A 15052-nucleotide genomic window follows, 5' to 3' on the forward strand; every position below is an offset into this window, starting at 1 on the left:
TTTATGTATAAATATGCAATAAACAGACCAATAACAACGCTGATGTATGTTATTTCATTGGTTATATTTGGATTGATGAGTTATAAGTCCATGCCCTCAGCACTTTTTCCAAATGTTGATTTTCCGCTTGTAACTATCAAAACAGTTTATCCTGGAGCTGAGGCCGGCACAATAGAGTCTCAGGTTACAGATAAAATCGAAGAAGCAGTTTCACGAATAGGGGGAGTTGACAGCATAACTTCTACTAGCAGTGAAGGTGTAAGTATTGTAATTGTTAAGTTTTTTCTTGAACGTGATATAAATGAAGCAACAAATGATGTTAGAGATAAAGTCTCAGCAGTAGAACTTCCAAAAGATGCTAAAACACCACTGGTAAGTAAGCTAGATATTGGTGGAGCGTCAATTATAAATATTTTTCTTACAGCCAAAGATGAAACAATTCAAAACCTTATGTTGTTTGCAGATGAAAAAGTAAAACCAAAACTGCAAAAGATAAATGGAGTTGGAGCAGTAAATATTATAGGTTATAAAGATAGAGAGATAAAAATATATCCTAACCCGAAATTATTAAATAAATTCAATATTACAATTGCAGAGTTAAATTCGATTATAACCGCAGAGAATGTAAAAATTGGCGGCGGCAAGCTAATTACCAAGACACAAGAGTTTATTCTTAAAACAAAAGCTGATGCTCTAAGTGTGCAAGATCTTGAAAATATTAAAATCAAAGATGATATAAAACTAAAAGATATAGCAAGAGTAGAAGACACTTTAAGCGATGCAAAAAGCTACGCTTCATTTAATGGAGTTGAGGGTGTTATGCTAGAAGTTCAAAAGATTTCAGGAACAAATACTATCGATATAGTCAACGGCGTAAAAGCCAGCATCCCTCAATTGGAGGCTTTAGCAGGCAGTAAATATGATGTAAAAGTCCTTAATGACACATCTCCGTTTATTATCCACTCTCTAAAAGATGTTGAGTTTGATTTGATTTATGGTGCAATTTTGGCATCGATTATCGTTTTTGTATTTTTGAGAAATATGACTATTACTTTAGTTTCTGCTTTGTCAATTCCAGCATCTATTATGGGTACTTTTGCTCTTATGGATTATATGGGTTTTGATTTGAACAAGATGACACTTATCGGACTTACCTTAGCCATAGGGATTATTATTGATGATGCTATTGTAGTTATAGAGAACATCTATAAAAAGATGGAAGCAGGAATGAGCAAACTTCAAGCAGCAATAGAGGGGACAAAAGAGATGGCGTTTACTATCTTGGCAATCTCTGCGATGCTTTTGGCTGTTTTTATCCCTGTATCTATGATGAGCGGTATAGTTGGAAAGTTTTTTGAGAGTTTTGCCATGACTGTCGGTTTTGCAATTATCATCTCCTATACCATTGCTCTAAGTTTTATCCCAAGCTTAAGTGCCAGAGTTTTACATAAAGGTGAAAATAAATTTTATAACCTGACTGAACCGATATTTGTACTTTTAGAAAAAGCGTATGAAAAGATTTTAAAAATAGTTTTGAGATTTAAAGTAATAACTTTAATTGTTGTTTTTGCTATATTTTTTGCATCTCTGAGTCTTTTTCCTAAGATTGGTATGGATTTTATACCAAAAGAGGATAAGTCTGAATTTGAAATAAAAATAAAAGCAGATTCCGGCATCTCACTTGAGGAGATGATTAGACAATCCAAAGAAGTAGAGAAGTTGGTACAAAATGATTCTAATGTTGTCTACACTACTCTAAGCATAGGATATACAACCGCCCAAGAGAAACATAAAGCAATAATTTATGTAAAGCTTGTAGAGAAAGACAAAAGAGAGTTAAACCAAGAAGAGGTTACACAAAACTTTAGAAAACTGTTTAAACTATCTCAGCAGAACAACACTTTGCAAAAAGATATGTTTATAACTGCAGCAGCTATACCAAATATAAAGGGAGCAGGGGCTAGTGTACCTTACCAAATAGTTTTAAAATCTGACTCTTTTGAAGCCTTGGAAATTGCAAAGAAAAACTTAACACAACATATGGCTAGAAAAGAGGGGTTTGTAGATATTGATACAAATCTGGACGATCCTAAACCTCAAATAGATATAAATATATTAAGACATAGTGCAAATAGGCTCGGTATTTCAGCTACTAGCATAGCTCAGGCAGTCTCCACAGCTTTTTCAAGCGACTTGGAGATTTCGTACTTTGAAGAAAACGGCAAGCAGTATAACATCACTCTAAGGTTCGACGATGAGCAAAGAGTAAGCATAGATGATATTAAAAAGATTCAACTAAGAGCTGAAAATGGAGAAATGGTTTATCTTGACGGATTGGTAACATTTTCACAAAGTAAAGCATTAGCGTCTATAAACCATTATGACAGACAGAGACAAGTTACAGTCTATTCTGACCTTTTTGGACTTGACCTTGGTGGAGCAGTTGCATATACAAGAGCAAGTATTGATAAACTTTTACCTGAGGGAGTGACATATAGGTTTACAGGATTTGCAGAAGAGATGGAAAAAACAGGTAAAGCATTTGGCACGGCAATTGGAATGTCTGTTATTTTAATGTTTATAATTCTTGCAATTTTGTATGAGTCACTTATCCAGCCAATTATTATTATGGTTGCACTTCCTCTGAGTATTATCGGTGTGATGCTAGCTCTTTACATCTCTGGACTACAGTTTAGTCTTTTTGTAATGATAGGGTTTATGCTACTTATGGGAATGGTCGGTAAAAATGCAGTACTTCTTGTAGATTTTGCCAACGGTGCAATAAGTAGAGGAAAAAGTGCTGATGAAGCGCTAATAGAAGCTGGAGAAAAGAGACTAAGACCAATTTTAATGACTACTATCGCTATGGTTTTTGCAATGTTGCCATTGGCAATGGGGGATGGATTAGGGAGTGAGACAAAAGCACCAATGGCAATATCTATTATTGGTGGACTGATTAGTTCTATGGTCTTAACTCTTTTAGTCGTACCGGTAATTTACAGGTTGATTAGTCCTCTTGACAGGTGGTTGAGAAAGTTTTATGAGGTTAAAAAGATATAGTTACTCTTTAGTAACTATATAAAGTTGTTCGTGTTTTAGTCGTTTTAAAATATCCATAACGCTAACAAAGTCTTGAAATTTTGACTCTTTGTCACTTCTAAGAACTACTGTTTGCTCTTTAGAAATTTCAGATAGTTTCTTCTCAAGTGCCTCTAAATTTACTTTTTCTTTATCAATAAAAAGCTCACCTTTAGCATTCACATAGATGGTAATCTCTTTTTTGAGTTCCTCTTTTGTACTTGCCTTCGCACTTGGCAGGTCAATAGGAATAACACCCTGTTTAATAAAAGTAGCGGTAGTTAAAACCATAACCAAAAGAACGAGCATAATGTCAATAAATGGTATAACATTTATCTCGTCAAATCTTTTTCTTTGTTTTTTATATTTTGGCATGTAAGTTTACTTTATTTTTTTGTCTTGAGCTACATCAAAAACAGTTAATATCTTCTCAACTTTACGCAGAACAATTGTATATGCAACTATCGCAGGCATAGCAACTATAAGACCCATCGCAGTTGCTTTAAGTGCAAGAGCTAGACCTACCATGATTTTTTTTGCATCAACAGCTCCTGCATCACCCATAGTGTAAAATGTAAACATAATCCCCAAAACTGTTCCAAGAAGACCAACGTATGGAGCATTTGAACCAATGGCACTGATTACACCAATGTTGTCAGTTAACTCCATCTCTAGTGTGTCTCTATGGTTATAATCATCTGTTCTAACACTTGAGTAAAACATCATTCTCTCTATAAATAACCAAAAAGTAACTATACTCATAAGTAGCAAAACACCCATAACTCCATAATCTATAGCACTCTCTGCATAAGCTAAAAAATTGTTATTCACTAATCTTCCTTGAATTTTAATATAATTGTTGTACCGTTGTCAGGCTCTGATTTTAAATTTAATAAAACTTCATTTGAATCACAAAATCTTTTCACCATGCTCAGCCCTATCCCAAAACCTTGCATATTCTCATTGCTTTGGTAGTAGTTGTCAAATATTTGAACAAGTTCAACTTCATCCATACCGCAACCGTAGTCTTTTACATGTAAAGAATAATCTTGTAATTCTACATCAATTTTATGAATATTCTGTGAATATTTCACACCATTGTCTATAAGATTGTCTATTACTTTAGATAAGCCTACTTTATCACTATGTATTTGTGTTGGTTGAAGATTTAGTTTAAACTCTACATGTGGATATATAGACTTTAAAAACTCTACCCTTTGTCTGAGTAACTCATCAAGGCTAAAATTCTCTTTAGCAACATTTGAACTCTGTAGTTTTATCATATAATCTAGTTCGTTATACCTCTGCTGCAACATATCACAGGCACTCTCGATTCTTATTGCTCTTTTTAAATCCTTCTCGTCACTCAAACTTTTTTTCAACATGTGAAGGTTTGTTTTGATTGTGCTGATTGGAAGATTTAGTTCATGAAGAGTCTCTTTTGAAAGATTTTGAAGATTAGTTACATGTTGAAACAGTGGCTCAACAGAGAGTTTTGCGATAATAAAACCGCTAAAGGTGAGAAGAGTTAGCAGTACAATAACAATTAAGAGATTGTTTTCTACATGTAGAATATTTAAAAAGTAGTACAAAATTCCCAAAAAAGTAGCTGTTGTAACGAAGTAGTATATAAAAATATGTATTTTAAGATTACGAAACAAGTTTGTATCCAATACCGCGAATGTTTTCTATTGTTATTTGTGGGATTAACTGCTTTAAACGGGTTATGTAAACTCTTACAGCACCCTCACTTCCGCCTTCAGAGCTACTCCAAAGTTCATCTAAAATCAACTCTTTCGGCACATTCTTATTTACATGCTGCATAAGTAATACAAGAAGTTCATACTCTTTTTTTGAGAGGTCTAATTCGCTCTTGTCATACAAGATACATTTGTGAATTTCATCATGGCATAGTAAATCTATGCACTCTTTTTTATAAGGTTTTACTCTTTTTAAAAGTGCATTAATTCGAAAAAACAGCTCATCTGTGTCAAAAGGCTTAGTTATAAAGTCATCTGCACCACTTAAAAAACTTTTTTTAAGAACTTCTTTGTCTTTATGTGATGTTAAAAAGATGGTTGGAGTATTGTCATTTACCTCTCTTAGCTCTTTTAGTAGAGTTATCCCATCAATGAGCGGAACATTGATGTCGAGCAGATATAGGTCAAATTTATGTGAAAATGTATACTCCAGAGCACTTTGCCCATTTGGAGCGTAAGTGACTTGCATGCCACTATCTTCTAGCAGGTCTGTTAGAGTCTCTCCAAAAAGGAGATCATCCTCTAATAGTAAAACTTTAGTCGACACTCGCAATTGCCCAGTTAATAGCTTCTCCCGCATACATTGGTACAACAGAAGAATAGTGTTCAGGAACAACAAATGGGCGTTTTTCTAAAGTAATCTCTTTAAATTCAGGACAGATTCCATATATTCTTTGTGCATTATCACTTACAAAATCTTGAAGGTTATCTAGTTTGTCATACTGCTCAAAAATTTCACATAGAAGCTGAAGTGCGATTGGTGCTGTAAAAACGCCAGCTGCACATCCGCACGACTCTTTTTTATGTTGAGGATGAGGTGCTGAGTCTGAGCCAAACATAACTTTAGGGTGAGCACTAAGCGCAACACTCAAAAGTGCGTCCAAATCTTCGGGTCTTTTTGCTATTGGTTTGCAAAAAAGATGTGGCATCATCATCCCGCCAATAACATCATCAAGAGTTAATAGGAGGTGATGAACTGTTATTGTTGCATAAAGGTTTTCATATTTGTCTAGCATCTCAACAGCATCTTTTGTTGTTATATGCTCCATAATAATTTTTAATTTTGGAAAGTTTTTAGCTAAAAGCTCATAAATACTCATAAACTCAGCTTCTCTGTCCATAACAAAACCATCAGTCTCACCGTGAACACAAAGAGGAATCTCTAAATCACTCATAGCCTCTAGGGTCTCACGCATCTCTTCAATGTCAAAAGACGATACACCGCCTTCAGAGTTGGTAGTAATTCCAGCAGGGTAGAGTTTTATAGCAGTGATTTCATCAGCAACACTTTGAAGAAACGCTTTGTCATAGTTTCTGTAAAAGAGAGTCATATATGGCTCAAAAAAGTCGTTTGGAACTGCGGCCATAATACGTGCTCTATAAGCCTTTACATCTTCTAGAGTGTTTACAGGCGGAACTAGATTTGGCATAATGATACCACCGCTGAAACTGTATGCGGTAAGTGGAGCAACATTTTCAAGCATTACCCCATCACGAAGATGGAGATGCATATCAAGTGGCATTAAAATAGTATGGGTTTTCATGATTGGTCCTTAAAAAGTGTTAGTTTTTTATGACTTCATTATATCAAAATAAGATTAAAAGCTATTTTAAGATAGTTAAAAAGTAATAACCTTTGTGTTATCACTTTTTAGTGCATGAGTTAGCATTTCACCAGTATGAATAAGTTCTATACCAAGCTCTTTTAATTGCTCAGACACTCCATAGTCATCTGTACACGCAACACAGGCATTGAACTTTACTCCGCTTTGTTTAACTAGGCTGAGCTGCTCTTGAAGCTCTTTATCTTCTGCTAAAAGTTTAGCAGATGGTCCCCAAATCATAATGGTAGCCTCATCCCAATAACCGCGAGGAAGCATAACAGAACCATAAAGTAAGACAAGTTTTTTTGCTACTTCTTTTTCGCCACTCGACCAGACAATTAGTAGTTTGTCAATCATAAAGATTCTTTCGCTTTTAGAATTAAATTATTTATAGCTTTTTCATAAAGTTTCGCTTCTTCTTTAGAAGTTGATTCAAAACGTGTTACTAAAACAGGTGTAGTGTTGCTAGCTCGAACCAATCCCCATCCGTTTTTAAAGTTTATGCGAACACCGTCTATATCAATAATATTTTTGATTTTTGGAAAATCTTCTGCTGGGTTTTTCAGTAACTCTTTTACTCTATCTATAATTTTAAACTTCTCTTTTTCAGTTGTCTCTACTTTTATCTCCTCGGTTGAGAAAACCTGTGGGAGTTTTGCAAGTTCCACGTCCAAGTCTATACCATCGTGAATTAGCTCTAGCATTCTGAGAGTTGCGTAAATTGCGTCATCATAACCAAAGTAGCGGTTTTTGAAAAAGATATGTCCGCTAACTTCACATGCCAAGTCCGCATTTGTCTCTCGCATCTTTACTTTTAGGTTTGAGTGCCCAGTTTTGTACATAATGGCTGTAGCACCGCGACGCTCTAGTTCATCATACATAACTTGTGAACATTTTACTTCGCCAATTACTGTTGGCTTCTCCATCTTCATCGAATATAAAAGAGCCATCATATCGCCCTTTATATTGTTCTTATGGGTTAAGACTGCGATTCTGTCAGCATCGCCATCATAAGCAAAAGCTATATCACCTTCCTCAGCAAGTAGTTTTTTAACATCTTGTAGGTTATGTTCATCAGAGGGGTCAGGGTGGTGATTTGGAAAAGTCCCATCAGGCTCAATATATAAACCTTTGGTTTTAAGCTCTAACCTAGAGAAAATATCTTCAGTAACAACTCCTGCAACACCATTTCCGCAGTCATAAACAATTTTTGTATCCATACCTTTTAGGTGAGCAAATTCGTTTACCAAAAAGTCAACGTATCTAGTCACTGCATCTATCTCAGTTACATCGCGTGAAACTACATGTGGGAACTCCATTGCATCACACTCACGTCCAAGAGCATAAATGTCTTCACCAAAAAAGGGTGCTTTGTCTACAGTGATTTTAAAACCGTTGTATTCACTTGGATTATGAGAACCTGTAATCATAACAGAAGCTGATGGTGTAATACCGTTCCATTCTTGATAGTTTGTAAAATAGTTTACAGGAGTAGGAACAAGACCCATCCCTAATACTTTTTTACCACCCGCATTAAGACCGGCAACAAGATACTCAAATAGGATAGGGGAGTGGCTTCTGGCATCATAGCCGACAGCTACATAATCGCCATCGATTTTTGAAGCCAACGCGTAACCAATGCGGGTAACACTCTGCTCATTTAACTCTTTTTCGTAGATACCTCTGATGTCATATTCTCTATAAATGCTCATGTTTTATTGCCTTAGTATAATTATTTCGTTATTTTACTATAAATCATTTATGATAAATTGCTATTAACAACATCTTATCTTGTCTTGATACCTTTTATCTTCTCTATAAGAGAGGTTATGGATGCAATTTTTTCATTCTCTTGAGCTAGTGAGTCGGCAGCATTCATGTGAAAAAGTTCCAGCTTATTTTCAAGGTAACTGGTAGTTAAATTACCAGCAATAAAATCTGCATCCCTTACTATCTCTCTGTGAAGAGGTATATTTGTAGGGATACCCTCTACATGAAATTCATCTAAAGCCCTTTTTGCTTTTCTAACAGCACCTTCCCAGTCAAGAGACCATACAATAAGCTTACCAACCATAGAATCGTAATTTGATGGAATTGTATACCCAGTGTATGCACTGGAATCAATCCTCACACCTGGTCCACCCGGGGTTATGTAGTTTGTGATTTTTCCGGCTGAGGGCATAAAATTGAGTTGTGGATTTTCAGCATTTATTCTAAACTCTATTGCATATCCTCTGAAGTTTATCTCTTCTTGTAAAAACCTTAGTTTCTCTCCATCTGCAATCTTTATCATCTTTTGTATTATATCAATCCCTGATATTATTTCAGTTACAGGGTGCTCGACCTGAACTCTTGTGTTCATCTCCATAAAATAGATATTATCTTTGTCGTCTAATAAAAATTCAACAGTTCCTACACTCTCATACCCGAGTTTAAATATTGCTTTTTTTGAAATTCTGTAAAGCTCTCTTCGTACAGAATCATTTAATCTAGGTGAAGGTGCAATCTCGACTACCTTTTGATGGCGTCTTTGAATTGAGCAATCTCTATCACCTAAATGGAGTACATTTCCATACTTGTCGGCGATAATTTGTACTTCTATATGTCTAGGACCCTGTATGTATTTTTCAATGAAAACATCTTTTTTTCCAAAATATTTTATTGACTCATTTGTAGCGGAGTCAAACATCTCATCAAACTCTTCTGCACTGTTTACAATTCTCATCCCTCTGCCGCCTCCGCCAAATGCAGCTTTGATGATAACAGGAAAACCAATCTGCTCAGCAATCTTTACACCCTCTTTTTTATCTACAACCGGACTCTCTGTCCCCTCTAAAACAGGGACGCCAATCGCTTTCATAGCGGCTTTAGAAGCCATCTTGTCTCCAAAGAGCGCAATATGTTCAGGTTTTGGACCAATAAAAATTATACTTTTGTCTTCACAAGCTTGTGCAAAATCAGCATTCTCAGATAAAAATCCATATCCTGGATGGATTGCATCGCAGTCGGCTTTAATTGCCAAAGATATAATTCTCTCATAATCAAGATAAGCATCAAGAGGATCTCCCATCATTGGGTAGCACTCATCAGCTTTTCTAACCCAAATCCCCTCAATATCTACTTCAGAAAATATAGCAACACTTTTAATCTCGAGCTCTTTACAGGCTCTAATAATTCTAAGAGCTATCTCACCTCTGTTTGCAATTAACACTTTTAATATTTTTTTCATGAAAAATCCATTATTTATTGGTTTTTATAATTGTACAATATTTTTTTCTAAACATATCTCTATATTTTAGTTTAGTTTCTTGAATATGCTATCATTATAAAAAATTATTAAAGAGAAATTATGAGTAATGTTCAAACTACATATCTAAAAGATTATAAAGCACCGGAATTTGGCATAAAAAACTGTGATTTGGTTTTTGAATTATTTGAAGATTATACCCAAGTCACTAATATGATGAGCATAGTAAAAGTAGATAAAAACTCTAAAAATATAGTATTAAACAGTGTAGACTTGGAGTTGACAGAACTCTACCTTAATGACTTGAAACTAAAAGATACCAGATATATTATTGATAAAGAGACTCTTACTGTATTAGATGTGCCTGATGATTTTAAACTTATAATAATCAACAAAATATACCCACACCTAAACAGTGAATTAGACGGCCTTTATAAATCAGGAGATATCTTTTGTACTCAAAATGAGCCAGAGGGCTTTAGAAGAATAACTCCTTATTTGGACCGTCCGGATGTGATGGCGGTTTTTAAAACAACTCTTGTTGCTAATAGAGAAAAATACCCAATTTTACTAAGTAATGGAAACACTGCCTCAAGCTTCAAACTGGACGATGGAAGACATGGGATTACATGGGATGATCCACATCCTAAACCGGCATACCTTTTTGCCCTTGTAGCAGGAGATTTGGGCGTTGTTAAAGATACATTTAAGACAGCAAGTGCAAAAATAGTTAGACTGAATATATATACAGACAAAGGGAATGAGTCTAAATGTAAGCACGCCATGAAGTCGCTTAAAGAGGCGATGCTTTGGGATGAGGAAAAATATGGACGTGAGTATGATTTAACTCTTTACAACATAGTTGCCGTAGATAGTTTTAATATGGGTGCTATGGAGAACAAAGGACTAAACATTTTTAACTCAGCTTATGTCTTAGCAGATGAAGATACTGCAACCGATGCTAACTTTATGGGGATTCAGAGCGTTATCGCACATGAGTATTTTCATAACTGGACAGGAAACAGGATTACATGTAGAGATTGGTTCCAACTTACTCTTAAAGAGGGTTTGACTGTTTTTAGAGACCAATGTTTCTCAGCTGATTTAAACTCTAAAGAGGTTCAGCGTATAGAAGATGTAAAAGCTCTTAGAGAAAGACAGTTTGTTGAAGATGCCTCACCGACTGCTCACCCAATTCAGCCAAACTCTTATATGGCTATAAATAATTTTTACACAGCAACTGTTTACGAGAAGGGTGCTGAGATAATTCGTATGATTCATACTCTTTTGGGCGAAGAGAATTACCGCAAGGCTACAGACCTTTATTTTGAGAGCTTCGATGGTCAAGCTGTAAGAACTGACGACTTTTTATGGGCAATGAGTAAGGCAAGCGGAGTTGATTTAAAAGCTTTTGAGACTTGGTATCATCAATCAGGTACGCCTAAGCTACATGTAGAAGAAAGATATGAGAATGGTGAATATAAACTTACATTAACTCAAAAAGTTCCAAATGCTGTTGATGGTAGTGAACAAAAGCCCTACTATTATCCTCTTAAAATAGCTCTTTTATCTGATAATGGAAAGGAAATTCTGGCTGAGACGCTGATAGTTTCAAAAGATAAAGAGGAGTTTGTCTATAAGCTTAAATCAAAGCCTGTTTTGTCTATAAATAGAGACTTTTCTGCACCTGTTATAGTTGAACAAAAAGAGAATAATTATCCATTCCTTATGAAGTTTGATAAAAATAGTTTTGTTAAGTATGAATCAACTCAATCTTTTGGAGTTTTAACTATAGAATCTATAATGGAGGGTAAAGTTGTAGACGAAGAGTATATTAAATCATTCGAGTCTCTTTTAAATACTGATATAGACCTATCATATAAAGCTCTGCTTTTAGAGCTCCCAACTGTTTCCACCCTTATGCAGAGGCAAACTGAAGTTGATTTTGAACTTATATATGAAGCCAAAGAGAAATTGGAACTTCATATAGCAACAAAATTCCAAGACAAACTTTTAGATATATACAAAAAATATCATAAACCTACATGTAAAGATATAGATGCAAAAAGTATTGGCGAGAGAAGTATAAAAAATCGTTGTTTAAAACTTCTGTCTGCACTTAAAAACGATGAGGTCATAGAGTTGGCTAACAATCAATATAATGAATCAATAACTATGACAGATAGAGCAGTCGCTCTAGATATTTTAGAAAACATTTCACCAGCTTTTGCTGAGATTGCACAGGCTGATTTCTACAAAAAATATAAAGATGACACTCTAGTTATGAACAAATACTTCTCAATTCTAGCAGCTTCGCACAGAGAAGGAACACTAGATCGTGTTATGGCTCTTCAAAATGATAATGCTTATAATGAACTTGTGCCAAACCTGGTTCGTTCTTTAATAGGAGTATTTGCTAGAAACTATAAACACTTTCATGCAAAAGACGGTTATGGGTATAAATTTGTAGTAGATAAGATAATTGATATAGATAAAATAAACCCGCAAATGGCTTCAGGACTTGCAGGAGCGTTTAAAATATATGAAAAAATGAATATTGAAAATAAAAAAGCAATGAAAACTGAGCTTGACCGTGTAGTTTCTACACAGTCAATCTCAAAAAACGTTTATGAAATAGTGAGCAAGATAATAAAAATTTAATTTTTACCTCTGTTAAAGACCATAAACAAGGGGTTTTAAATATAGTATAATTTTTTTATATAATTATTATTTTTAAAGTTATAATTATTTATATAATTTTTTTGGTACAATGTTTTTCAGAGTTATTTATACTTTAAATAAAGAGGATTTTATATGGCAAGATTAGTTGTTCTTGGTGGAGGGGTTTCAGGTCATACTGCAGCTACTTTCGCGGCAAAATGGTTAGGCTCGGCTCATGAAGTTGTTGTTGTTACTCCAAATTCAAAATGGAATTGGATTCCATCAAATATTTGGGTTGGTGTTGGTCAAATGACTAAAGAGGATGTGACTTTTGATTTAGCTCCTGTATATGCTAAAGCTGGTATTATTTACCATCAAGCAAAAGCACTTGGTATTCATCCAGAAGGTAATGAGACAAGTGACAAACCTTATGTTGTTGTTGAGTCTACTGTAGCTGGCGAAGAGGGTAAGACAGAGAATATAGAGTATGATTATTTAATCAACGCTACGGGTCCAAAACTTAACTTTGCTGCTACTCCAGGTCTTGGTGATGCTAACGGAATGGGAGAACATACTGTTTCAGTATGTACAGCAGACCATGCAGTTCATGCAGCAGATGAATTACAAAAATCTATTGAAAAAATGAAAAATGGTGAGCGTCAGAAATTCTTAATCGGTACTGGTCATGGTATGTGTACATGTCAAGGTGCTGCATTTGAATATATCTTCAACATTGAGCATGAATTAAGTAAAGCTGGTGTTCGTGATATGGCTGATATGAAATGGATCTCAAACGAATCATTCTTAGGTGATTTTGGTATGGGTGGACTTCATATGAAAGTTGGCGGGTACGCAGTTAGTTCAAAACTATTTGCTGAGTCTCTTTTTGCTGAGAGAAATGTTGACTGGATGATTGGTGCTCACGTATCTAAAGTTGAGTCTGGTTCAATTGACTATGAACTACTAGATGGTTCAACTGGTAAAGAGTCTTTTGATTTCGCAATGTTAATCCCACCATTCGCTGGTGTTGGTCTTAAAGCTATTGCTAAAGACGGTTCAGATATCACAGCTACAATTTTTGCTCCAAATGGTTTTATGAAAGTTGATGCAAATTATGCAGCTGGCGCTTATGAAAACTGGAAAGCATCTGACTGGCCTAAAACTTATCAAAATCCAACTTATGGAAATTTATTTGCTTGTGGTATAGCATTTGCACCACCACACATTATTTCTAAGCCAATGAGTTCACCAAACGGAACTCCAATTAATCCAACTCCTCCTAGAACGGGTATGCCTTCAGGTATTATCGGGAAAGCTGTTGCACATTCAATTTGTGACCTGATAACTAAAGGGGAGAATGCTCATCTTCATGAAGCTTCTATGGCTGATATGGGTGCTGCTTGTGTTGCATCTGCTGGTAAAGGTATTTTCGATGGAACTGCTGCGGCAATGACAGTTTATCCTGTTGTTCCAGATTTTGAAAAATATCCAGGTACAGGTCGTGATACAGACTATACTTTTGGTGAGATCGGTCTTGCAGGTCACTGGATTAAACATATCCTTCATCACTTATTTATTTGGAAAGCCAAGCTTAAGCCGGGCTGGACATTGATCCCAGAATAGAAAATAAAAAAAGGATATTAATAATGAAAAAACAAGAAGAAGTAAACTTTGGTAAAAGTGATCAGTTTAATTTAACAATGATTCCAGGTAGATTTGCAAAAGCAATGAGAACAAATGTTATTTGGCAATTTATTAGATTTGTAATCATTAACATAAAAATGATTATAGTGGTAGGTAAAAGCCACTAGTTCTACAATATATCCTAGAAATTATTTTCTAGGATATACCCACAAAATCCCCCATTTTATTTTTTAATAATAAAGGCAAATAATGGTAAAAGATATTGTTACATATCCTACTCCCCCAAGTGTAAATTTTGGTACAGATGTTAGACTCTTCAACGAAGATTTATTTTCTTTAATAGATGATTTAAAAGATACTATTACAGAGAATAAAATAGATGGACTTGCAGCATATCAGATAGGATATTATTTTAATGTTATCGTTGTAAAAAAAGATGGAGATTTTTTAGAGTTAATTAACCCTAGAGTATTAAGAACAGAAGGTAAAACTGTTGTTACAGAGAGTACAGCTTACTTTCCTGGATTAACAGCCCAAGTACAAAGATATGAAGCTATTAGCTTGGTTTATCAAGATAGAGAGGGTAAACAACACTCATTAAAAGCAGATGGAGAGTTTGGTATTTTACTTCAGAGAAAAATAGACTATACCTTCGGTTCAACTTTTTTAATGAAGCTATCAAAAGAAGAGAAAGAACTTTTTGAATCTAAGTTAGAACAGGGCTCTAACATCTCTATACCTGAAAGCTGTCCTACAGTGTTTAAAAGAGATAAAATACTAAAAGTAGCGAGTATATTAACACTTTTAATAGCTTTATTATTGTTAGCTTCTTTATTTGTAAGTAATGAAGAGTCGCTCTCTTCAATATGGAATTTTCAAAAATACATTTCTTATGCAACCATTGGGGTTATCGTAACTTACTTCTTTTATGCTCAGTATGAAGGAAAGATATTTACATCTTGCAGTAGTTGTCAGATAGGTAATATAATCGGAACAGCTTTGGTGTCTTTAACAAAGTTGTCTGCTATTATGCTTATTTCGTATTTTGTTGTGTAGCA

At 34.9% G+C, this 15052-nt stretch carries 13 protein-coding genes; 5 read left to right on the forward strand and 8 right to left on the reverse strand.

Going from position 1 to position 15052, the window contains the following annotated elements:
- The first annotated feature begins 3 nt into the window (after window positions 1-3).
- Window positions 4-3060, forward strand: a complete 3057-nt coding sequence (locus HUE87_RS03295) for an efflux RND transporter permease subunit (RefSeq protein ID WP_194367317.1) — start codon at window positions 4-6, stop codon at window positions 3058-3060.
- Here the strand turns inward: HUE87_RS03295 and exbD are convergent, their stop codons facing one another.
- From exbD to HUE87_RS03335, 8 genes are all read right to left on the reverse strand, one after another.
- On the reverse strand, window positions 3061-3453 hold the full coding sequence (gene exbD, locus HUE87_RS03300) for a TonB system transport protein ExbD (protein ID WP_194367318.1): 393 nt from the start codon (window positions 3451-3453) through the stop codon (window positions 3061-3063).
- A gap of 6 nt (window positions 3454-3459) precedes the next feature.
- A complete protein-coding gene (exbB, locus tag HUE87_RS03305; RefSeq protein ID WP_194367319.1) occupies window positions 3460-3909 on the reverse strand; it encodes a TonB-system energizer ExbB in 450 nt (149 codons plus the stop codon).
- A complete protein-coding gene (locus tag HUE87_RS03310) occupies window positions 3909-4739 on the reverse strand; it encodes a sensor histidine kinase (RefSeq protein WP_194367320.1) in 831 nt (276 codons plus the stop codon). The genes exbB and HUE87_RS03310 overlap by 1 nt, the downstream gene beginning before the upstream one ends.
- A complete protein-coding gene (locus HUE87_RS03315) occupies window positions 4729-5385 on the reverse strand; it encodes a response regulator transcription factor (RefSeq protein ID WP_229855210.1) in 657 nt (218 codons plus the stop codon). Before HUE87_RS03315 ends, HUE87_RS03310 begins: the two co-directional genes overlap by 11 nt.
- Window positions 5375-6382 (reverse strand): dihydroorotase, encoded by a 1008-nt coding sequence (gene pyrC, locus HUE87_RS03320; protein WP_194367322.1) that lies wholly within the window; start codon window positions 6380-6382, stop codon window positions 5375-5377. Before pyrC ends, HUE87_RS03315 begins: the two co-directional genes overlap by 11 nt.
- Window positions 6383-6457: 75 nt before the next feature.
- Window positions 6458-6799 (reverse strand): DsrE family protein, encoded by a 342-nt coding sequence (locus HUE87_RS03325; protein ID WP_194367323.1) that lies wholly within the window; start codon window positions 6797-6799, stop codon window positions 6458-6460.
- The gene (locus HUE87_RS03330) at window positions 6796-8154 is read right to left on the reverse strand and encodes a phosphomannomutase/phosphoglucomutase (protein ID WP_194367324.1); all 1359 of its coding nucleotides are present in this window, start codon (window positions 8152-8154) and stop codon (window positions 6796-6798) included. The genes HUE87_RS03325 and HUE87_RS03330 overlap by 4 nt, the downstream gene beginning before the upstream one ends.
- Window positions 8155-8228: 74 nt before the next feature.
- Window positions 8229-9671: an acetyl-CoA carboxylase biotin carboxylase subunit gene (locus HUE87_RS03335; protein WP_194367325.1), complete on the reverse strand. Its 1443-nt coding sequence runs from the start codon at window positions 9669-9671 to the stop codon at window positions 8229-8231.
- Between the two features lie 120 nt (window positions 9672-9791).
- On the opposite strand from HUE87_RS03335, the gene pepN reads away from it, so the two are divergent.
- The 4 genes from pepN (at window position 9792) to HUE87_RS03355 (ending at window position 15050) form a co-directional block, all read left to right on the forward strand.
- On the forward strand, window positions 9792-12350 hold the full coding sequence (pepN, locus tag HUE87_RS03340; protein ID WP_194367326.1) for an aminopeptidase N: 2559 nt from the start codon (window positions 9792-9794) through the stop codon (window positions 12348-12350).
- Window positions 12351-12503: 153 nt separating this feature from the next.
- Entirely contained in the window at window positions 12504-13973 is a 1470-nt protein-coding gene (locus HUE87_RS03345; RefSeq protein WP_194367327.1) for an NAD(P)/FAD-dependent oxidoreductase, read from the forward strand.
- Between the two features lie 23 nt (window positions 13974-13996).
- On the forward strand, window positions 13997-14161 hold the full coding sequence (locus tag HUE87_RS03350; RefSeq protein ID WP_194367328.1) for a hypothetical protein: 165 nt from the start codon (window positions 13997-13999) through the stop codon (window positions 14159-14161).
- Between the two features lie 82 nt (window positions 14162-14243).
- Window positions 14244-15050, forward strand: a complete 807-nt coding sequence (locus HUE87_RS03355; RefSeq protein WP_194367329.1) for a peptide deformylase — start codon at window positions 14244-14246, stop codon at window positions 15048-15050.
- Window positions 15051-15052: the final 2 nt, after the last annotated feature.

The sequence above is a fragment of the Candidatus Sulfurimonas marisnigri genome, assembly GCF_015265475.1.
Taxonomy (GTDB): domain Bacteria; phylum Campylobacterota; class Campylobacteria; order Campylobacterales; family Sulfurimonadaceae; genus Sulfurimonas; species Sulfurimonas marisnigri.